The following is a 15,891-nucleotide window of genomic DNA, read 5'->3' as shown; positions in this document are numbered from 1 at the left end:
TTTCGGCGGACACATGTCGGGCAGTCCCGCGGCCTTGAAACCCTTGTTTTGCAGTGTATCTCGTGGGCTGAACTTTGTTGTCAGAGGACATGCCATGACACGCTTTACAGCTATCACACTTGCGGGGGCGCTGGCCTTGCCGCTGCCCGCATTCGCCCAGGCCAATGATTTCGGCCCGTTGCTGACACCGGCCGAATTTGCCGAAGTGCAGCCTGAGGTCAGTCCGCTGGTGATCGACATCCGGTCGCCCGATGCCGACGGCAACAGCGTTCACGCAGCGGGGCATATCCCCGGTGCGGTCAGCGCGCCCTACGCGTTGTTCCGTGGCAGCGCAGAAAGCCCCGGTGAGGTTGTGCCCGAGGAGCGCCTGCAAGAAGTGCTGCGCGACCTGGGCGTTACCCGCGACCGCCCCACGCTGATCGTGCATCAGGGCAGCGATGTGACCGACTTTGGCGCGGCGGCGCGTGTGTATTGGACGCTGAAATCCAGCGGCGTCAGCCAGTTGGCGATCCTGAACGGCGGCATGAACGCCTGGACCGAAGCCGGGCTGTCGCTGGATGAAGGCGAGGTCACGCCAGAGCCAAGCATGATCGAGGTATCCTATTCCGACGAGTGGCTTGCGACCCGCGAAGAGGTGCTGTCCATCGTCAATGGCGAGGCAGAGGCGACCTTGGTTGACGCACGCCCCGAATCCTTCTGGGCGGGCGAGCAGGCCCACCCGGCTGCGGCCAAGCCCGGCACGCTGCCGCAATCCGAATATTTCACCCATTCCAACTGGTTCAGCAACGGCCCCGTGATCGTCGATGCCGATGCGGCCCGCGCATTGGCAAGCGAGGGGAACCTGGACGACGGCGCGCCGATCATCAGTTTCTGCAACACGGGCCATTGGGCGGCAACGAACTGGTTCGCGATGAGCGAGCTGGCCGGTCTGGAAAACGTAAAGCTTTACCCTGAATCGATGGTCGGCTGGTCGAACGCCGGCTACGAGATGGCAAATGTGCCGGGTCCGGTCCGCCGGATGTGGAACCAGATCAAGAGCGTGTTCTGATCCGATGACCAGTGCTGCCGCAATCGCGCCCGCCCAGTCGTCGACCCTGACGCGCACGGGCCTCATCCTCGGCGCGCTGGTCGCGATCCTTGCCCTGTCTGCCACAGCGGGGGTCCGTTACGGACTGTTGCTGGCGGTGGGTCTGGGGTTCGGCCTGATCCTCGAGGGGTTCAGGTTCGGTTTCGCAGGACCGTGGCGCGCCATGATCCTGCGTCGCGAACCTGCGGGTCTGATTGCGCAATTGTTGTCGATTGCGCTGGTCGCATTGGTGGCAATCCCGCTGATCACCAATAACGGCACCGAACTGATCGGCGCACATGCGCCGGTGGGTTATGCCATGATCGGCGGCGCCTTTGTGTTCGGGGCCTGCATGCAGATCGTGCTGGGCTGCGGGTCCGGCACATTGGTCAACGCGGGCAGCGGCAACCCGGTCAGCGCGCTGGCGCTGCCGTTCTTTGCCATAGGGTCCTTTGCCGGGGCCTATCATCTGCTGTGGTGGACCAATCTGGGCACTGCTCCGGTCGTCGTGTTGTCCGGCACGTCCGGTCTGGTGCTGACGCTGGCAGGGCTGGCGGCGGTCGCAGGACTGGCGCTGTACTTGGCAGCACCGGGTGCCCGCAGCCTGCCGCGCAGATTGTGGATCGCGGCGGGTCTGCTGGCGGCACTGGCATTGGCGAACCTCGTGGTTGCCGGCCAGCCCTGGGGCGTCGTCTACGGTCTGGGGCTGTGGGCGGCCAAGGGTGCCACGGCGCTGGGCATGGATATTTCGGGGTCTGCGTTCTGGACGCTGCCCACGAACCAGGCCCGCATCGCGGAAAGCCTGCTGACCGATGTCACGTCACTGACGAATATCGGCATCATCGGTGGCGCGTTCATCATCGCCGCATGGCGGTCAGGACTGTCCGCCCGTCTGCCGCAACTGCCGCTGCGGGCCTGGATCGGCACGATCATTGCCGGGTTCCTGCTGGGCTATTCGTCGCGCCTTGCCTTTGGTTGCAACGTCGGCGCGTTCTTTTCGGGGATTTCGACGGGCAGCCTGCACGGCTGGGTCTGGTTCGTGGCAGCCTTTGCCGGGGCATTCCAGGGGATCCGCATCCGCAAGGCATTGGGATTGGACGGATGATGATGACACGCAGACTGACGGTCGTGACCGTCTTCGCGCTTTTGCTCGGGCTGCTGGGCGTGGACCTCGCCAACAGCGCGCCCCTTGATCCGTTTCAGGCACCACCTGCGCTGGCCTTGGGGTCCGGCCTCGCAGGGGCGGGTGCGCATTGCGCCGCACTGCCGACCGCGGACTAGCGGGACAGATCCCGGCAAGGTGACTTGCCCGGCGGGCGGCGTCATGGCAGGTATCCACCACCCGAGGAACACCCTGTCATGCCGTTCACACCCGCATTCGATGCCACATCCGCGCCAGCCATCGCGAGCGCGCGATGAAGGTCGAGGATTGGACAGCACGGTTTCAGGGCACCGCAGCACTGCCGCGTGATGTGCGTGACAGGCTGCAGCGCAGCGCCCAGACCGTACGCTATGCCGCCGGTAAATCCGTGTTCGGTCCCAGCAACATTCCCGACAGCCTGATGTTTCTGGTGGATGGGACGATCCGCGTATCGCAAACCTCTGAAAATGGCCGCGATATTGTGCTGTACCGGGTCGAAGCCGGCGAAAGCTGCGTTCTGACCACCGCCTGCATGCTGGCGGAAGAGGCCTATAACGCCGAAGGCATCGCCGAGACGGACGTGACGGCGATCATTCTGCCACGCGCGTCGTTCGATCAACTGGTGTCCGAGGAACCCGCGTTCCGGTCCTTCGTCTTTGCGGCATATTCGCGTCGCCTGATCGATCTGCTGCGCGTCGTGGACGACGTGGCCTTTGGCCGGATCGACGTGCGGTTGGCGGAACGTCTGTTGGGTCTGGCCCGCGACGATCAGGACATCGCCACCACGCATCAGCAGTTGGCCAGCGAGTTGGGCACCGCGCGCGAAGTCATATCGCGCGTGTTGCAGGATTTCGCCAAGCGGGGATTGATCAGTCAGACCCGTGGCCACGTCACGCTGAAGGACCGCGCAGGCCTGCGCGCCATCGCGCAGGGCTGACGCACCCGCGCCGAATGCTGTTTTTCGGGTTGGGTGACAATATCACTGAAGGATTGCCGCCGCAGGCGTAGTGAAGTCACAGACCTGATTCTGTGGAGACATCACATGACGACCAATGTTGGCAAACTGGACCGGACCCTGCGCGCGGCGCTGGGCGTGGTTTTGCTGTTCCTCGCGTTTTTCAGCGGCATGGCGTTGTTTGACGCGGCTTTGTTCAAATACGGCGCGGCGCTGATCGGCCTGATCATGCTGGCGACCGCCACCCTGAAAATGTGCCCGGTCTACACGCTGCTGGGCCTCAAGACCTGCAAGGACTGCTGAGATGGAAACGGCATTCACACCATTTACATCCTTTGGCGGCGGCCTCGCCATCGGTCTCGGCGCTGTGCTGCTGATGCTGGGCCTGGGGCGCATCTTTGGCGCGACTGGCATCATGTCCGGTGCGGTTTTCATCACCAGCCGGGCGGAACTGTCGTGGCGGCTGGCGTTGATCGCAGGCATGGTCCTGGCCCCTGTAACCCTGTTTTTCGTGACAGGTCAGATGCCTGTCTTGAACGTGCCCGTCAGCCCCACGATGATCGTGATCGGTGGTGTGATCGTTGGTCTGGGCGCAAGTCTGGGGTCGGGGTGCACATCCGGTCACGGGGTCTGCGGCCTGTCCCGCCTGTCGGTCCGGTCGCTGGTGGCGGTGCCGACCTTCATGGTGACCGCCGCGATCACCGTTTTCATCATCCGTCATGTTTTTGGAGCCTGAGCCATGAAACTATTCTATGCGTTGATCACCGGCCTGGTCTTTGGCATCGGCATTTCCCTCTCCGGGATGATGGACCCGGCCAAGGTTCTGAATTTCTTTGATCTGGCTGGCACCTGGGACCCCAGTCTTGCCTTTGTCATGGGCGGCGCGCTGATCGTGACATTCGTGGGGTACCGGCTGGTCTGGCGGCGGGACGCCCCGTTGTTCGAGGCCCGTTTCCGGATCCCGACGGGCACTGCGATCGACAGGAATCTGGTCGGCGGTTCGGCCTTGTTCGGCATTGGCTGGGGCATCGCCGGGTTCTGCCCCGGTGCTGCGATCCCCGCGCTGGGCACAGGCCGATGGGAAGTCGCGTTGTTCCTGCTGGCCGTGACGGCCGGTTTCTATCTGCGCCGCCTGTTGGCCCCGATGCAAACTGCACGGGCCGCGTCCTGACACCCAGGCCGCGCCCCGGAACCGCCCTGCCGCAACCCGAGCAAGGCAGGACCATATTGGAGAAGAAGATGACACAATATCCCGTCAACATGGACATCACCCCGGTCGTCGAGGCTTTCTTTGATCCCGCGACCAACACCATCAGCTATATCGTCAAGGATCCGACCTCGGATGCCTGTGCGATCATCGATAGCGTGATGGACATCGACTATGCCGCCGGCCGCATCACCTATGATCATGCCGACGCGATGATCGCGCGGGTGCAGCAGATGGGATGCCGTCTGGAATGGATCATCGAAACCCATGTTCATGCCGACCACCTGTCGGCCGCGCCCTACATTCAGGAACGCCTGGGTGGCAAGATCGGCATCGGATCAAAAATCATGGTCGTGCAGGATACCTTTGGCAAGGTGTTCAACGAAGGCACCGAATTCCAGCGCGATGGTAGCCAGTTCGACGCCCTGTTCGACGATGGCGATACCTACCAGATCGGCAACATGCAGGGCTTTTCCATCTACACGCCCGGCCATACGCCCGCCTGTATGGTCCATGTTATCGGTAATGCGGCCTTTGTCGGGGATACGTTGTTCATGCCCGACGGCGGATCTGCCCGCTGTGATTTTCCCGGCGGCAGTGCAGAGGACCTGTATGACAGCATCATGAAGGTGCTGGCCCTGCCTGACGCCATGCGCCTGTTCATGTGCCACGACTACGGTCCCAACGGGCGCGACATCCAGTGGGAAACGACCGTGGGCGAGGAAAAGGAACACAACATTCACGTCGGGCGTGGCCGGACCAAGGCGGATTTCATCACGTTCCGCACGGAACGCGATGCACAGCTCGACATGCCACGTCTGATCATCCCGTCGTTGCAGGTGAACATGCGCGCAGGTGCGGTCCCGACCGACAGCGACGGCAACCCCATGCTCAAGGTGCCGATCAACGGCCTTTGAACCATTCGATCTACAAGGAGTCCGACCAATGCCGACCGACATCTACAGCAAGACCTCTGCATCGCGTGGACCCGGCAGCCCGACTGTGGTCGGTTTCCACGAGCCGGACACCGGCAGTTGTCAGTATATCTGCATCGATGACGCGACGGGCAAATGCGCGCTGATCGATGTGGTGCAGCAGTTCGATCCGAAATCCTTTGGTACGCGGTTCGATCATGCCCAGTGGGCGCTGGACTATATCGCGGACCACGGGCTGACGCTGGAATGGATCCTGGACACGCATCCGCATGCCGACCATTTCATCGCGGCGGCCTGGCTCAAGGACAAGACGGGTGTGCAGACGGCCATCGGTGAAAAGGTCCGCGACATCGCGGTTCTGTGGCGGGACTACTACAACCTGCCTGACGCATTTCCGATCGATCCGCATTTCGATCACCTGTTTGCCGAGGGCGACACATTCCGGATCGGTGATCTGGAGGTCAGTGTGATGCTGTCACCGGGTCATACGCTGGGGTCGATCACCTATGTCGTGGGCGATGCGGTCTTTGCCCATGACACGCTGATGCAACCGGATGCGGGATCATCGCGGGCCGATTTCCCCGGCGGTTCGGCATCCGAACTCTATGACAGCATCATGCGCATCCTCGACCGCCCGGATGACCACCGCATCTTTGTCGGCCACGACTACGGCACCAAGACCCGTGACCTACCCAGCTGGGAAAGCACGGTCGGCGAACAAAAGACGCAGAACATCCACCTTGGCGGGGGCGTGTCCAAGGCGGATTTCGTGGCGCTGCGCGAGGGGCGCGATGCCACGCTGGCGCTGCCCAACCGGATGCTCGCCGCACTTCAGGTCAATCTGCGCGACGGGCGCATGCCCGACCCGGAACCGGACGGACACAGCTATCTGAAAATGCCTGTCAACAAGTTCTGAGTGGGAGGAGAAACCATCATGGAAATCAACATGCTAGATAGCACGGTATCGGCCAGTCCGCAAATCGTCCCCGCCGATATCGCCCAGATCAGGGCTGCGGGATTCAGGTCGATCATCTGCAACCGCCCCGATGGCGAAGGATCCGATCAACCGGGGTTTGCCGAAATCGAACAGGCCGCGCGCGACGCAGGCATCGTTGCCCGCTATGTGCCGGTCACGGCGGGCCAGATCAGCGATGCGGATGTGGCGAAATTCAATGCGGCGTTGGCGGATCTGCCGCGGCCCGTGCTGGCCTATTGCCGGTCCGGCACCCGGTCCGCGACCCTGTGGTCCTTTTACGCGGCGGGCATGCGACCCATGACCGACATTCTGGCAGCGACCAAGGCGGCGGGCTATGACATGAACGGTGTGGCCCGCCGGATCGCGAACGGTGGCAGGACGCCGACCGATACGGGCGATGCCAGCTATGACGTGGTGATCGTGGGGGCGGGTGCGGGCGGTATTTCTGTGGCGGCAAGCCTCAAGTCGCGCAAACCCGATTTGCAGATCGCCGTGATCGACCCGGCGGATGTGCATTACTACCAGCCCGGCTGGACCATGGTCGGTGCCGGCGTCTTCGACGCACAGCAGACGGCCAAGACCATGGGATCGCTGATCCCGCGAGGTGTCACCTGGATCAAATCCGCTGTCGCAGCCTTTGAGCCGGACAAAAACGCCGTCATCCTGGAGGGTTGCCGTGTCGTGAAATACGACCGCCTGGTGGTGTGCCCGGGGCTGAAACTGGATTGGGATCAGGTCGCGGGTCTGAAGGATACGCTGGGGCGCAACGGTGTCACGTCAAACTATCGCTACGATCTGGCCCCCTACACCTGGCAGTTGGTGCAGGAGCTGAAACAGGGGCGCGCCATCTTTACCCAACCGCCGATGCCGATCAAATGTGCAGGCGCCCCGCAAAAGGCGATGTATCTGTCGGGCGACGCGTGGTTCCGCAACGGCGTGCTGGGCAATATCGACATCCAGTTCATGAACGCGGGCGGCGTGCTGTTCGGGGTCAAGGATTACGTGCCGGCGCTGATGAAATACGTCGACAAATACGATGCGACGCTGAATTTCTTTCACAATCTGATCGCGATCGATGGACCGGCCAAAACCGCGACGTTCCGCGTGGCAAAGCCTGACACGGACGCCACAGAGGTGACTGTCGATTTCGACATGATCCATGTCTGTCCGCCGCAGGTGGCCCCGGATTTCATCCGCGTCTCACCTTTGGCGGATGCAGCAGGCTGGGTGGACGTGGATCAGGCCACGCTGCGACACAAGCACCACGACAACATCTGGGCGCTGGGCGATGTGATGAATGCCCCCAATGCCAAGACGGCGGCAGCAGCGCGCAAACAGGCCCCGACGGTTGCCGAAAATATCGTGGCCGATCTGGATGGGCGGTCTGCTGTCGCGCAATACGACGGCTACGGATCCTGCCCATTGACGGTCGAACGCGGCAAGATCGTGCTGGCCGAATTTGGCTATGGGGGCGTTCTCAAACCCAGCTTTCCGTCTGTCCTGCTGGACGGGACCAAACCCACACGCGCGGCCTGGTTCCTCAAGGAACGGATGCTGCCGCCGATCTACTGGCAGGCGATGCTGCGCGGCAAGGAATGGATGGCAAAGCCCGAACCACTGAAAGCTGCCGCAAAATAGCGCATCCATGCGCTGTGCGGGGCGCAACACACGCGCGCGCGCACCGCGCATTTTTCTGGTCCTGCTGGCCAAGGTGGCGGGCAGGGCCGGTTTTCGATACCCTAAGCTGATTGATTGACCGATGAACTTGCGCCGATACCTGCCCATCCTCGACTGGGGTCGCACCTATGATCGCGGGGCATTTTCCAACGATATGGTGGCCGCGGTCATCGTGACGATCATGCTGATCCCGCAATCACTGGCCTATGCCCTGCTGGCCGGACTCCCGCCGGAGGCGGGCATCTACGCGTCCATTGCGCCGATCATCCTTTATGCCATCTTTGGCACCAGCCGCGCGCTTGCCGTCGGTCCGGTCGCGGTGGTGTCGCTGCTGACCGCCAGTGCCATCGGTCAGGTGGCAGAGCAGGGGACCGCAGGCTATGCGGTTGCCGCGCTGACACTGGCGTTCCTGTCGGGCGGGTTCCTGATGTTGCTGGGTGTGCTGCGCCTGGGCTTTCTGGCCAATTTCCTCAGCCACCCGGTGATCGCGGGGTTCATCACCGCCTCTGGCATCCTGATCGCCGCCAGCCAGTTCAAGCATATCCTCGGGATCAGCGCGCAGGGCCATACCCTGCCGGAAATCCTGATGCAGCTGTGGGAAAATCTGGGCCAGACCAATTGGATCACGGTGGTCCTCGGCGTGCTGGCGACGGGTTTCCTGTTCTGGGTGCGCAAGGGGCTGAAACCTCTGTTGCGCAGGCTGGGTGCCACACCGACCGTCGCGGATTTCGCGACCAAGGCAGGGCCGGTGGCCGCGGTCGTGGTCACGACCCTGTCGGTCTGGCTGTTCGGTCTGGATGAACGCGGCGTCAAGATCGTGGGCAGTGTCCCGCAAAGCCTGCCACCGCTGACGATGCCGGGGCTGTCGCCGGATCTGATACAGGCGCTGCTGATCCCCGCGATCCTGATTTCGGTCATCGGTTTTGTGGAATCCGTTTCGGTGGCACAGACACTGGCGGCGAAAAAGCGGCAGCGCATCGACCCCGATCAGGAATTGATCGGACTGGGTGCTGCCAACATCGGTGCGGCCTTTACCGGCGGTTATCCCGTGACAGGTGGTTTTTCGCGGTCCGTGGTGAATTATGACGCCGGGGCAGCGACGCCTGCGGCCGGGGCCTATACGGCCGTTGGTCTGGCGATTGCCGCCATGGCCTTGACGCCGCTGGTCTATTTTCTGCCGAACGCCACGCTGGCCGCGACCATCATCGTGGCGGTCCTCAGCCTTGTGGATTTCTCGATTCTGAAAAAGACCTGGGATTATTCCGCGTCCGATTTCGTGGCCGTGACGGTGACGATCCTGCTGACCTTGTTGATGGGGGTCGAGATCGGTGTGGCCTCTGGCGTCGTGATCTCGGTGTTGTTGCATCTGTACAAGACCTCGCGTCCGCATGTGGCAGAGGTCGGCCTGGTGCCGGGCACCCAGCATTTCCGCAACATCCATCGCCATACGGTCGAGACAAATCCAAAGGTCGTCACCCTGCGCGTCGACGAAAGCCTGTATTTCATCAACGCGCGGTTCCTCGAGGAACTGGTGCAGTCCCGCGTGACCGAGGGATGCGAGATCGAACATGTGATCTTGATGTTCTCGGCGGTGAACGAGGTTGATTTTTCAGCACTCGAAAGTCTGGAGGCGATCAACCTGCGGCTGTCGGACATGGGGGTCGGGCTGCATCTGTCAGAGGTCAAGGGTCCGGTTCTGGACCGGCTGCGGCAGTCGCACCTGCTGGACGTGCTCAATGGCCAGGTATTCCTGTCGCAATATGACGCCTGGCGATCCGTCACCGACACCAGCGGGCAGACGGCACCGACCAGCTGAACCCACAGCCCGGGGATTATTCTGCGTTTGCCGTTTTCACGGCTGCCCAGTTTGGCTAGACGCAAGGTGAATCCAACAGGAGTGTCCCCGATGCGTCAGATCACAACCGTTTTGCTGGCGATGATGCTGGCCCCCGCAGCCACCGCCGAGACACTGTTTTTTTCCGCCATTCCCGACGATGACGAATCGCGGCTGGTGGAACGGTTCAGCGTCGTGGCCGACTATCTGTCGGACACGCTGGACGTCGATGTGCAATACGTCCCGGTCAAGAGCTATGCCGCCGCCGTGACGGCCTTTGCCAACGACCAGATCCAGCTGGGCTGGTTCGGTGGCCTTTCAGGCGTGCAGGCCCGCATTGTCGTGCCGAATTCGCGCGCGATCGCTCAGGGCGACGAGGACGAGACATTCGTCAGCTATTTCATTGCCAATACGGACACCGGCCTGACCCAGACTGATGATTTCCCGGACATCGCGGGTCGCAGTTTCACCTTTGGGGCGGAAACCTCGACCTCGGGGCGGTTGATGCCGGAATACTGGATCCGCGAGGAAACCGGTCAGGCCCCCGCCGATCTGTTCGACAGCGTGGGCTATTCCGGTGACCACGGTCAGACGCTGCGGCTGGTTGCGTCGGGTGCCTATGAGGTCGGCGCGTTGAACTATTCGGTCTACGACACGGCCGTGGCTGAAGCTGCGCCCGAGGCTGCCCAGACCACGATCATCTGGGAAACACCGCCCTATCCCGATTACAACTGGACGATCCGCGGCGATGTGGACGCCCGCTTTGGGGATGGATTTGCGGACCGGGTGCAAGCGGCATTGATCGGCATGGATGATCCCGAACTGCTGGCGTCATTCCCGCGCACCCGGTTCATCGGGGCGGACGATGCGTTGTACCAGCCTATCGCGGATACCGCGCGCGCGCTGGACCTGATCGACTGATGACCGCACCGCTGGTCGCCCTCACGGACCAGAGCCTGAGCTGGGGTGGGCGGCCGGTGCTGACCGGCGTCACGTTGCAGGTCGCAGCGGGCGAACGGATAGCCCTGCTGGGCCGCAGCGGTGTGGGCAAGAGCACCTTGCTGGCCGCCTTGCACGACCGGATCGCCGGACGTGCGGCGCTGGTGCCGCAGGACCACGGCCTCGTGGGCAGTCTAAGTGTTTTTCACAATATCTGGATGGGTGTGCTGGATGACTTCGGCACGCCCCGGAATTTGCGCACCCTGATCTGGCCTGCGCGCGCGGAACGGGCGCGGGTCGAACATGTGCTGGATATCGTGGGCCTGTCGGGTCTGGGCCGACGCCCGGTGTCGCAGTTGTCGGGCGGACAGCGGCAGCGCGTGGCGCTGGGGCGGGCGTTGCTGCGTGGCGGTGACGTGGTGCTGGGTGATGAACCTGTCACGGCGCTGGACCCCGCACAGGGGGCCGCACTGCTGGAACGGCTGACGACAGAGTTTGCCACGATGATCCTGACCTTGCATGACGTCGATCAGGCGCTGCGGGTGGCCACGCGGATCATCGGCCTGCGACAGGGGGCCGTCGTGATCGACGCCGCGGCGGCTGATCTGTCGGAAACCGAACTTCTGGCGCTTTACCGATGATCCGGCGGCGGCATGTCCTTGCGGGGTTTGCTGCCGCAACGGTCCTTGCGTTGCTGCTGGCTGATCTGGGGTCTGTGCGCACCGATCCCTGGCTGACGCTGGCCGCCATCGGGCGTGGTCTGCTGTCACCCGATTTCAGTGACCCCGCGGGACTGGCCTGGGCCACGGTGTTGACCGTGGCATTCGCATTCTGCGGTGTCGCATTGGGGGCGGTGTCGGGTCTGTTGCTTGCACCATTCTACCGGCTGCGTCCTGTCAGAGGCCTGTGCATCAGCCTGCGCGCCGTGCACGAGTTGTTCTGGGCGCTGCTGCTGTTCAGCGTCACGGGGCTATCGCCGCTGACTGGTGTGCTGGCCATCGGCATTCCTTACGCGGGCATCTTTGCCAAGGTGTTTTCGGAATACCTCGACGATGCGCCGGGCAAGGTGCCCGTGCCGCAGGTCTTGCCCGTTTTGACGCGCCTGCTGTGGGTGCGCCTGCCGCAGGTCCTGCCTCAGATGCGGACCTATACGCTCTACCGGATGGAATGCGGGCTGCGGTCCTCGGCGGTGCTGGGGTTCATCGGGTTGCCGACGCTGGGGTTCCGGCTGGAAACGGCATTCAAACAGGCCCAGTACGGCGAGGCGGTCGCCGTTCTGGCGCTGTTTCTGGCCTTGATCCTGCCGCTACGCATCTGGATGGTCTGGCGGCTGGTGCCGCTGTTTCTGATCGCCTCGGTTGCCGCGTTGATGACGGTGGACGCGCCGCCCATGGGCAGCGGGGCATTGGTGCGGTTCCTGACCGGCATCGTGCCTGCACCGCTGCGCACGGGTGCCGACTGGGGGCCTTGGCTGGATACGGTGTTCGTCGCGCAGGCGTGGCCGGGGGCTATCGCCACGCTGGTGTTGTCGCAGATCGCCCTCGCAGGGGCTGCCCTGCTGGCGGCTGCGGCCTTTCCGGTGATCGTGCCGGGGGTCGTGGGGCGGGCGGGGTCCTATGCGGGGCACGCGGTGCTGGTCGTGCTGCGGTCGATCCCGGATTACATGCTGGCCTTTGTCCTGCTGCAGATCCTGGGGCCGTCGATGCTGCCTGCCGCCTTGGCGCTGGGGCTGCACAACGGGGCCATCATCGCACATCTGCTGGGCCGCGAGGCGCAGGGCCTGCCGCAACGGGCCGACGCGCCGCGCGGGCTTGTCCTGTGGGCCTGGGACCTGCTGCCGCGTCTGTCGGCGTCATTCTGGGCGCTGTGTCTGTACCGATGGGAAATCATCCTGCGGGACAGTGCGATCATGGGGCTGCTGGGGATCTGCACGCTGGGGTTCTATATCCAGACCAACGTGCAGACCCTGCGCATGGACCGGGTGCTGGCGCTGCTGGCGGTGTCGGTCCTGCTGACCTTGCTGATCGACACGCTGTCGCGCCGCCTGCGCCGTGCAATGCGCGACGGTCCGGCCCTGCGGATCGAGGGGCGGCGCGTCTAATCGCTTTCGCCCGTGCCGCAGACGCTATAGGCGTGCCGCAACATGAACCTATGGGGTCCATCATGGCGCAGAACGCAACCATCTACAAAGTCGAGCTGTCGGTCTCCGACATGGACCGGCACTATTACGAAACCCACAAGCTGACGATTGCCAAACACCCGTCCGAGACGGACGAGAGGATGATGGTCCGGCTTCTGGCCTTTGCGCTGAACGCCCATGAACAGCTGGAAATGACCAAGGGTCTGTCGGCTGACGATGAACCCGACATCTGGCAAAAAAGCCTGAGCGGTGTGTTGGATCTGTGGGTGGCCCTCGGCCTGCCCAGCGACAAGGTCGTGCGCCAGTCTTGCGCCAAGGCGGGCAAGGTCGTGATCTATACCTATGGTGGTCGCCCGGCAGAGGTGTGGTGGGACAAGATCCAGAACAGCACCACGCGGTTCGACAACCTGACGGTCGTAAACCTGGCAGAGGCCGACACCACAGCACTGGCCGCGCTGGCCAGTCGTGCCATGCGGTTGCAGGTGAATGTGCAGGACGGGGACGTGATGGTCAGCATCGACGACGCTGTCGTCTACGTCACACCGCAAGACTGGAAGTCAGCGGCATGATCCTTTTGGGGCCGGCGGAGGAGGCCGGCCCCTGGGAGGATCAGAGCAGCTTCTTGCGCAGAGCAGAGGCGATGACCTCGCCTACGATGACCAGTGCGAGGATCGTCAGCAGCACCATCGAGACCTCTTGCCACTGAAAGGTGTCGATTGCGCCTTGCAGGATGATCCCGATGCCGCCGGCACCCACCAGTCCCAGAACGGTGGATTCGCGAAGGTTGATGTCCCAGCGCAGGATGCTGATCGCAAAGAACGCGGGCATGACCTGCGGCACGATCCCGTAGAGAACCACGCGGAACCGCGATGCGCCGCAGGCCTGAAGCGCTTCGACCGGGGCATGGTCGATTTCTTCGATCGCCTCGCCCAGCAGCTTGCCCAGAAACCCGATGGACCGGAACATGATCGCGATGATGCCGGCGATGATGCCGGGGCCAAAGATGGCGACGAACAACAGCGCCCAGATGATCGTGTTGACCGACCGGGACGACACCAGAATGAACCGTCCGATCCACAGGCACACGACATTGGGCGTGGTGTTCTGCGCTGAAATCAATGCGACAGGCAAAGACAGCACGACCGCGATCATCGTGGCGATGGTGGCGATGTTGATCGTCTCCCATGTGGCCCAGAGGATGGTTTCCAGATTGGTGGGGTCAGGCGGCACCATGCGGGTGAACAGGTCCGCCAGCTGGACCGGCGCATCCCAGACCCATTCCCAGATCACATCAATGCTGCCCAGCGCCCATGTGACCAGCAGTGCCACGCCGAAAAAGGCACCATAGCGTTTCATGCGCTGTGCGGGCGTATAGCGCGCCCAGTCCATTGTCATGTCCTGCGTCATGTCATGTTCTTTCTGATCTTGCCGCTGACGGCCTCGGAAATCAGGATCGCACCGACGATGACCATCGTGATCGCAAGGGCGAAATCGTAGTCGTAGCGTCCGAATGCATTGGCCAGCGTCGATCCGATGCCACCAGCCCCCACGATCCCAACCACGGCAGAGGCACGCAGGTTGCTGTCCAGCTGATAGATGCCCAGCCCCACGAGCCGCGGCATGATCTGCGGAACGATGGCATAGACCATGGTGACCAGATAGGGGGCGCCCACGGACCGCAACGCCTCGACCTGTCCGAAATCGATTTCCTCGATCCGTTCGGCCAGCAGTTTTGCGACAAAGCCGATGGAATAGATGGTCAGAGTCAGCGCACCCGCCAGCGGGCCAAAGCCCACCGCCTTGACAAAGATGATGGCCACGATGACCGGGTGAAAGCTGCGCGCGAGGATGAACAAGCCGCGCCCCACGAAATAGACAGGTTTGGGCGCGATGTTGCGTGCCGCCATGAACGCCAGCGGCACCGACAAGAGTAGGCCAAGCACAGTGGCCAGAATGGCGATCTTGAGGCTTTCCATGAACCCGGTGATCATCAAGTCGGACCGGGCGAAACTGGGCGGAAAGGCCCCGCTAAAGATCCGGCCCGCCCTGGTCAGACCTTCGGATGCGCGTTCCCAGTCGATCGGCAATGTGCCGATGGTTCCCACCAGATAGATCGCCACGGCGATGTAGAACGCCCAGCGCAGGACAGGTGAAGCGATGAAGGGCGGTTTGCGCCATGTGGTGGGCGTGGTCATGCGACCGCACCCATGTCCTGACGATCCTGTGACGGTGTGCCAGCATAGATTTCGTCCATCTGTGCGGCGTCCAGTGCTGCAGGTTTGTCGTCAAAGATGATCCGCCCGTAGCGCATGCCGACGATACGGTCGCTGAATTCCTTGGCCTCGGTCACGTTGTGGATGTTGATGATGACAGGCAGGTTCAATTCATTAGCCAGATCGCGCAACAGCGACATGATCTGTTCCGATGTCTTTGGGTCGAGAGAGGCCGTCGGTTCATCGGCCAGCAGGATTTCGGGGCGTTGCATCAGCGCCCGCACCACGCCGACGCGCTGGCGTTCGCCGCCCGACAATTCGTCTGCCCGCTTGTTTGCGTATTGCGCAATGCCCACGCGTTCCATCAGCTCGAACGCGCGTTCGATATCGGCGGCCGGATAGCGGCGGGTGATGGCAGCCCAGGTCGAAATATAGCCCAGCCGCCCGGACTGGACGTTTTCCATGACAGTCAGCCGGTCAACCAGATTGAAGCTCTGGAACACCATGCCGACGCGGCGGCGGGCGCGGCGCAGGTCCTTGGCCCCCAATGTCGTCATCTCGGTGCCGTTCAGCGTGATCGTCCCCGAGGTGGGTTCCACCAGCCTGTTGATACAGCGCAGCAGCGTGCTCTTGCCCGCACCTGACGATCCGATGATCGACATCAATTGTTCGCCCTGCACCGACAGGTTCAGGTCTTTCAGGACAGGCGCACCTTTCCCGTACCTTTTCACAAGGTTGTTGATTTCCAGCATATGGCCTCTCAGTCGCGGTGCTGCCCCGGCCGGCTGGCCGGGGCAGTCGGGCAGGG

18 protein-coding genes are annotated in these 15,891 nt (G+C 62.8%); 15 read left to right on the top strand and 3 right to left on the bottom strand.

All coding sequences use genetic code 11. The features are described 5' to 3' along the window. Positions 1 to 94: 94 nt before the first annotated feature. The 15 genes from BMX27_RS12080 (at position 95) to BMX27_RS12010 (ending at position 13,439) form a co-directional block, all read left to right on the top strand. Positions 95 to 1,048 carry a sulfurtransferase gene (locus tag BMX27_RS12080; RefSeq protein WP_090160087.1) on the top strand — a complete coding sequence of 318 codons (954 nt, stop codon included), beginning with the start codon at positions 95 to 97 and terminating at the stop codon, positions 1,046 to 1,048. Positions 1,049 to 1,052: 4 nt separating this feature from the next. After that, positions 1,053 to 2,171 carry a YeeE/YedE thiosulfate transporter family protein gene (locus BMX27_RS12075; protein WP_090160086.1) on the top strand — a complete coding sequence of 373 codons (1,119 nt, stop codon included), beginning with the start codon at positions 1,053 to 1,055 and terminating at the stop codon, positions 2,169 to 2,171. A gap of 2 nt (positions 2,172 to 2,173) precedes the next feature. Then, positions 2,174 to 2,347 carry a hypothetical protein gene (locus BMX27_RS16885; protein ID WP_090160432.1) on the top strand — a complete coding sequence of 58 codons (174 nt, stop codon included), beginning with the start codon at positions 2,174 to 2,176 and terminating at the stop codon, positions 2,345 to 2,347. Positions 2,348 to 2,481: 134 nt separating this feature from the next. Next, positions 2,482 to 3,144 carry a Crp/Fnr family transcriptional regulator gene (locus BMX27_RS12065; RefSeq protein WP_090160085.1) on the top strand — a complete coding sequence of 221 codons (663 nt, stop codon included), beginning with the start codon at positions 2,482 to 2,484 and terminating at the stop codon, positions 3,142 to 3,144. A 105-nt stretch (positions 3,145 to 3,249) separates the two neighbouring features. After that, the gene (locus tag BMX27_RS12060; RefSeq protein WP_090160084.1) at positions 3,250 to 3,465 is read left to right on the top strand and encodes a YgaP family membrane protein; all 216 of its coding nucleotides are present in this window, start codon (positions 3,250 to 3,252) and stop codon (positions 3,463 to 3,465) included. Between the two features lies 1 nt (position 3,466). Continuing rightward, positions 3,467 to 3,898, top strand: a complete 432-nt coding sequence (locus tag BMX27_RS12055) for a YeeE/YedE family protein (RefSeq protein WP_090160083.1) — start codon at positions 3,467 to 3,469, stop codon at positions 3,896 to 3,898. Positions 3,899 to 3,901: 3 nt separating this feature from the next. Then, a complete protein-coding gene (locus tag BMX27_RS12050; protein ID WP_090160082.1) occupies positions 3,902 to 4,333 on the top strand; it encodes a DUF6691 family protein in 432 nt (143 codons plus the stop codon). Between the two features lie 68 nt (positions 4,334 to 4,401). Beyond that, complete coding sequence (locus BMX27_RS12045; protein ID WP_090160430.1) at positions 4,402 to 5,286, top strand: MBL fold metallo-hydrolase; 885 nt, start codon at positions 4,402 to 4,404, stop codon at positions 5,284 to 5,286. Positions 5,287 to 5,314: 28 nt separating this feature from the next. After that, positions 5,315 to 6,220, top strand: coding sequence for an MBL fold metallo-hydrolase (locus BMX27_RS12040; protein WP_090160081.1), 906 nt, complete (start codon positions 5,315 to 5,317; stop codon positions 6,218 to 6,220). A gap of 18 nt (positions 6,221 to 6,238) precedes the next feature. Beyond that, positions 6,239 to 7,918, top strand: coding sequence for a bifunctional protein tyrosine phosphatase family protein/NAD(P)/FAD-dependent oxidoreductase (locus BMX27_RS12035; protein WP_090160080.1), 1,680 nt, complete (start codon positions 6,239 to 6,241; stop codon positions 7,916 to 7,918). 121 nt (positions 7,919 to 8,039) lie between these two features. Beyond that, entirely contained in the window at positions 8,040 to 9,773 is a 1,734-nt protein-coding gene (locus BMX27_RS12030) for a SulP family inorganic anion transporter (RefSeq protein WP_090160079.1), read from the top strand. A gap of 90 nt (positions 9,774 to 9,863) precedes the next feature. After that, on the top strand, positions 9,864 to 10,712 hold the full coding sequence (locus BMX27_RS12025) for a putative selenate ABC transporter substrate-binding protein (RefSeq protein ID WP_090160078.1): 849 nt from the start codon (positions 9,864 to 9,866) through the stop codon (positions 10,710 to 10,712). Next, positions 10,712 to 11,371, top strand: a complete 660-nt coding sequence (locus BMX27_RS12020) for an ATP-binding cassette domain-containing protein (RefSeq protein WP_090160077.1) — start codon at positions 10,712 to 10,714, stop codon at positions 11,369 to 11,371. The genes BMX27_RS12025 and BMX27_RS12020 overlap by 1 nt, the downstream gene beginning before the upstream one ends. Beyond that, a complete protein-coding gene (locus BMX27_RS12015) occupies positions 11,368 to 12,831 on the top strand; it encodes a PhnE/PtxC family ABC transporter permease (protein ID WP_090160076.1) in 1,464 nt (487 codons plus the stop codon). The genes BMX27_RS12020 and BMX27_RS12015 overlap by 4 nt, the downstream gene beginning before the upstream one ends. 62 nt (positions 12,832 to 12,893) lie before the next feature. Continuing rightward, entirely contained in the window at positions 12,894 to 13,439 is a 546-nt protein-coding gene (locus tag BMX27_RS12010; protein WP_090160428.1) for a YaeQ family protein, read from the top strand. A 40-nt stretch (positions 13,440 to 13,479) separates the two neighbouring features. Here the strand turns inward: BMX27_RS12010 and phnE (BMX27_RS12005) are convergent, their stop codons facing one another. The 3 genes from phnE (BMX27_RS12005) to phnC are packed head-to-tail and all read right to left on the bottom strand — an operon-like array spanning position 13,480 to position 15,835. Then, on the bottom strand, positions 13,480 to 14,277 hold the full coding sequence (gene phnE / locus BMX27_RS12005) for a phosphonate ABC transporter, permease protein PhnE (protein ID WP_090160075.1): 798 nt from the start codon (positions 14,275 to 14,277) through the stop codon (positions 13,480 to 13,482). Beyond that, positions 14,274 to 15,065, bottom strand: a complete 792-nt coding sequence (gene phnE / locus BMX27_RS12000; protein WP_090160074.1) for a phosphonate ABC transporter, permease protein PhnE — start codon at positions 15,063 to 15,065, stop codon at positions 14,274 to 14,276. The genes phnE (BMX27_RS12005) and phnE (BMX27_RS12000) overlap by 4 nt, the downstream gene beginning before the upstream one ends. Continuing rightward, positions 15,062 to 15,835, bottom strand: a complete 774-nt coding sequence (gene phnC / locus BMX27_RS11995) for a phosphonate ABC transporter ATP-binding protein (protein WP_090160073.1) — start codon at positions 15,833 to 15,835, stop codon at positions 15,062 to 15,064. The genes phnE (BMX27_RS12000) and phnC overlap by 4 nt, the downstream gene beginning before the upstream one ends. Positions 15,836 to 15,891 lie beyond the last annotated feature (56 nt).

The sequence above is a fragment of the Loktanella sp. DSM 29012 genome (assembly GCF_900110705.1).
Taxonomy (GTDB): Bacteria; Pseudomonadota; Alphaproteobacteria; order Rhodobacterales; family Rhodobacteraceae; genus Loktanella; species Loktanella gaetbuli.
This window is presented reverse-complemented; position numbering and strand designations above follow the sequence as displayed.

What these genes read in the sequence shown, in the direction of transcription:
- phnE (WP_090160075.1), bottom strand. Translation starts at nt 14,277, where the DNA reads ATGACGCAGGACATGACAATGGACTGGGCGCGCTATACGCCCGCACAG.
- BMX27_RS12060 (WP_090160084.1), top strand. Translation starts at nt 3,250, where the DNA reads ATGACGACCAATGTTGGCAAACTGGACCGGACCCTGCGCGCGGCGCTG.
- BMX27_RS12015 (WP_090160076.1), top strand. Translation starts at nt 11,368, where the DNA reads ATGATCCGGCGGCGGCATGTCCTTGCGGGGTTTGCTGCCGCAACGGTC.
- BMX27_RS16885 (WP_090160432.1), top strand. Translation starts at nt 2,174, where the DNA reads ATGACACGCAGACTGACGGTCGTGACCGTCTTCGCGCTTTTGCTCGGG.
- BMX27_RS12080 (WP_090160087.1), top strand. Translation starts at nt 95, where the DNA reads ATGACACGCTTTACAGCTATCACACTTGCGGGGGCGCTGGCCTTGCCG.
- BMX27_RS12020 (WP_090160077.1), top strand. Translation starts at nt 10,712, where the DNA reads ATGACCGCACCGCTGGTCGCCCTCACGGACCAGAGCCTGAGCTGGGGT.
- BMX27_RS12050 (WP_090160082.1), top strand. Translation starts at nt 3,902, where the DNA reads ATGAAACTATTCTATGCGTTGATCACCGGCCTGGTCTTTGGCATCGGC.
- BMX27_RS12055 (WP_090160083.1), top strand. Translation starts at nt 3,467, where the DNA reads ATGGAAACGGCATTCACACCATTTACATCCTTTGGCGGCGGCCTCGCC.
- BMX27_RS12035 (WP_090160080.1), top strand. Translation starts at nt 6,239, where the DNA reads ATGGAAATCAACATGCTAGATAGCACGGTATCGGCCAGTCCGCAAATC.
- phnE (WP_090160074.1), bottom strand. Translation starts at nt 15,065, where the DNA reads ATGACCACGCCCACCACATGGCGCAAACCGCCCTTCATCGCTTCACCT.
- phnC (WP_090160073.1), bottom strand. Translation starts at nt 15,835, where the DNA reads ATGCTGGAAATCAACAACCTTGTGAAAAGGTACGGGAAAGGTGCGCCT.
- BMX27_RS12010 (WP_090160428.1), top strand. Translation starts at nt 12,894, where the DNA reads ATGGCGCAGAACGCAACCATCTACAAAGTCGAGCTGTCGGTCTCCGAC.
- BMX27_RS12075 (WP_090160086.1), top strand. Translation starts at nt 1,053, where the DNA reads ATGACCAGTGCTGCCGCAATCGCGCCCGCCCAGTCGTCGACCCTGACG.
- BMX27_RS12025 (WP_090160078.1), top strand. Translation starts at nt 9,864, where the DNA reads ATGCGTCAGATCACAACCGTTTTGCTGGCGATGATGCTGGCCCCCGCA.
- BMX27_RS12045 (WP_090160430.1), top strand. Translation starts at nt 4,402, where the DNA reads ATGACACAATATCCCGTCAACATGGACATCACCCCGGTCGTCGAGGCT.
- BMX27_RS12030 (WP_090160079.1), top strand. Translation starts at nt 8,040, where the DNA reads ATGAACTTGCGCCGATACCTGCCCATCCTCGACTGGGGTCGCACCTAT.
- BMX27_RS12040 (WP_090160081.1), top strand. Translation starts at nt 5,315, where the DNA reads ATGCCGACCGACATCTACAGCAAGACCTCTGCATCGCGTGGACCCGGC.
- BMX27_RS12065 (WP_090160085.1), top strand. Translation starts at nt 2,482, where the DNA reads ATGAAGGTCGAGGATTGGACAGCACGGTTTCAGGGCACCGCAGCACTG.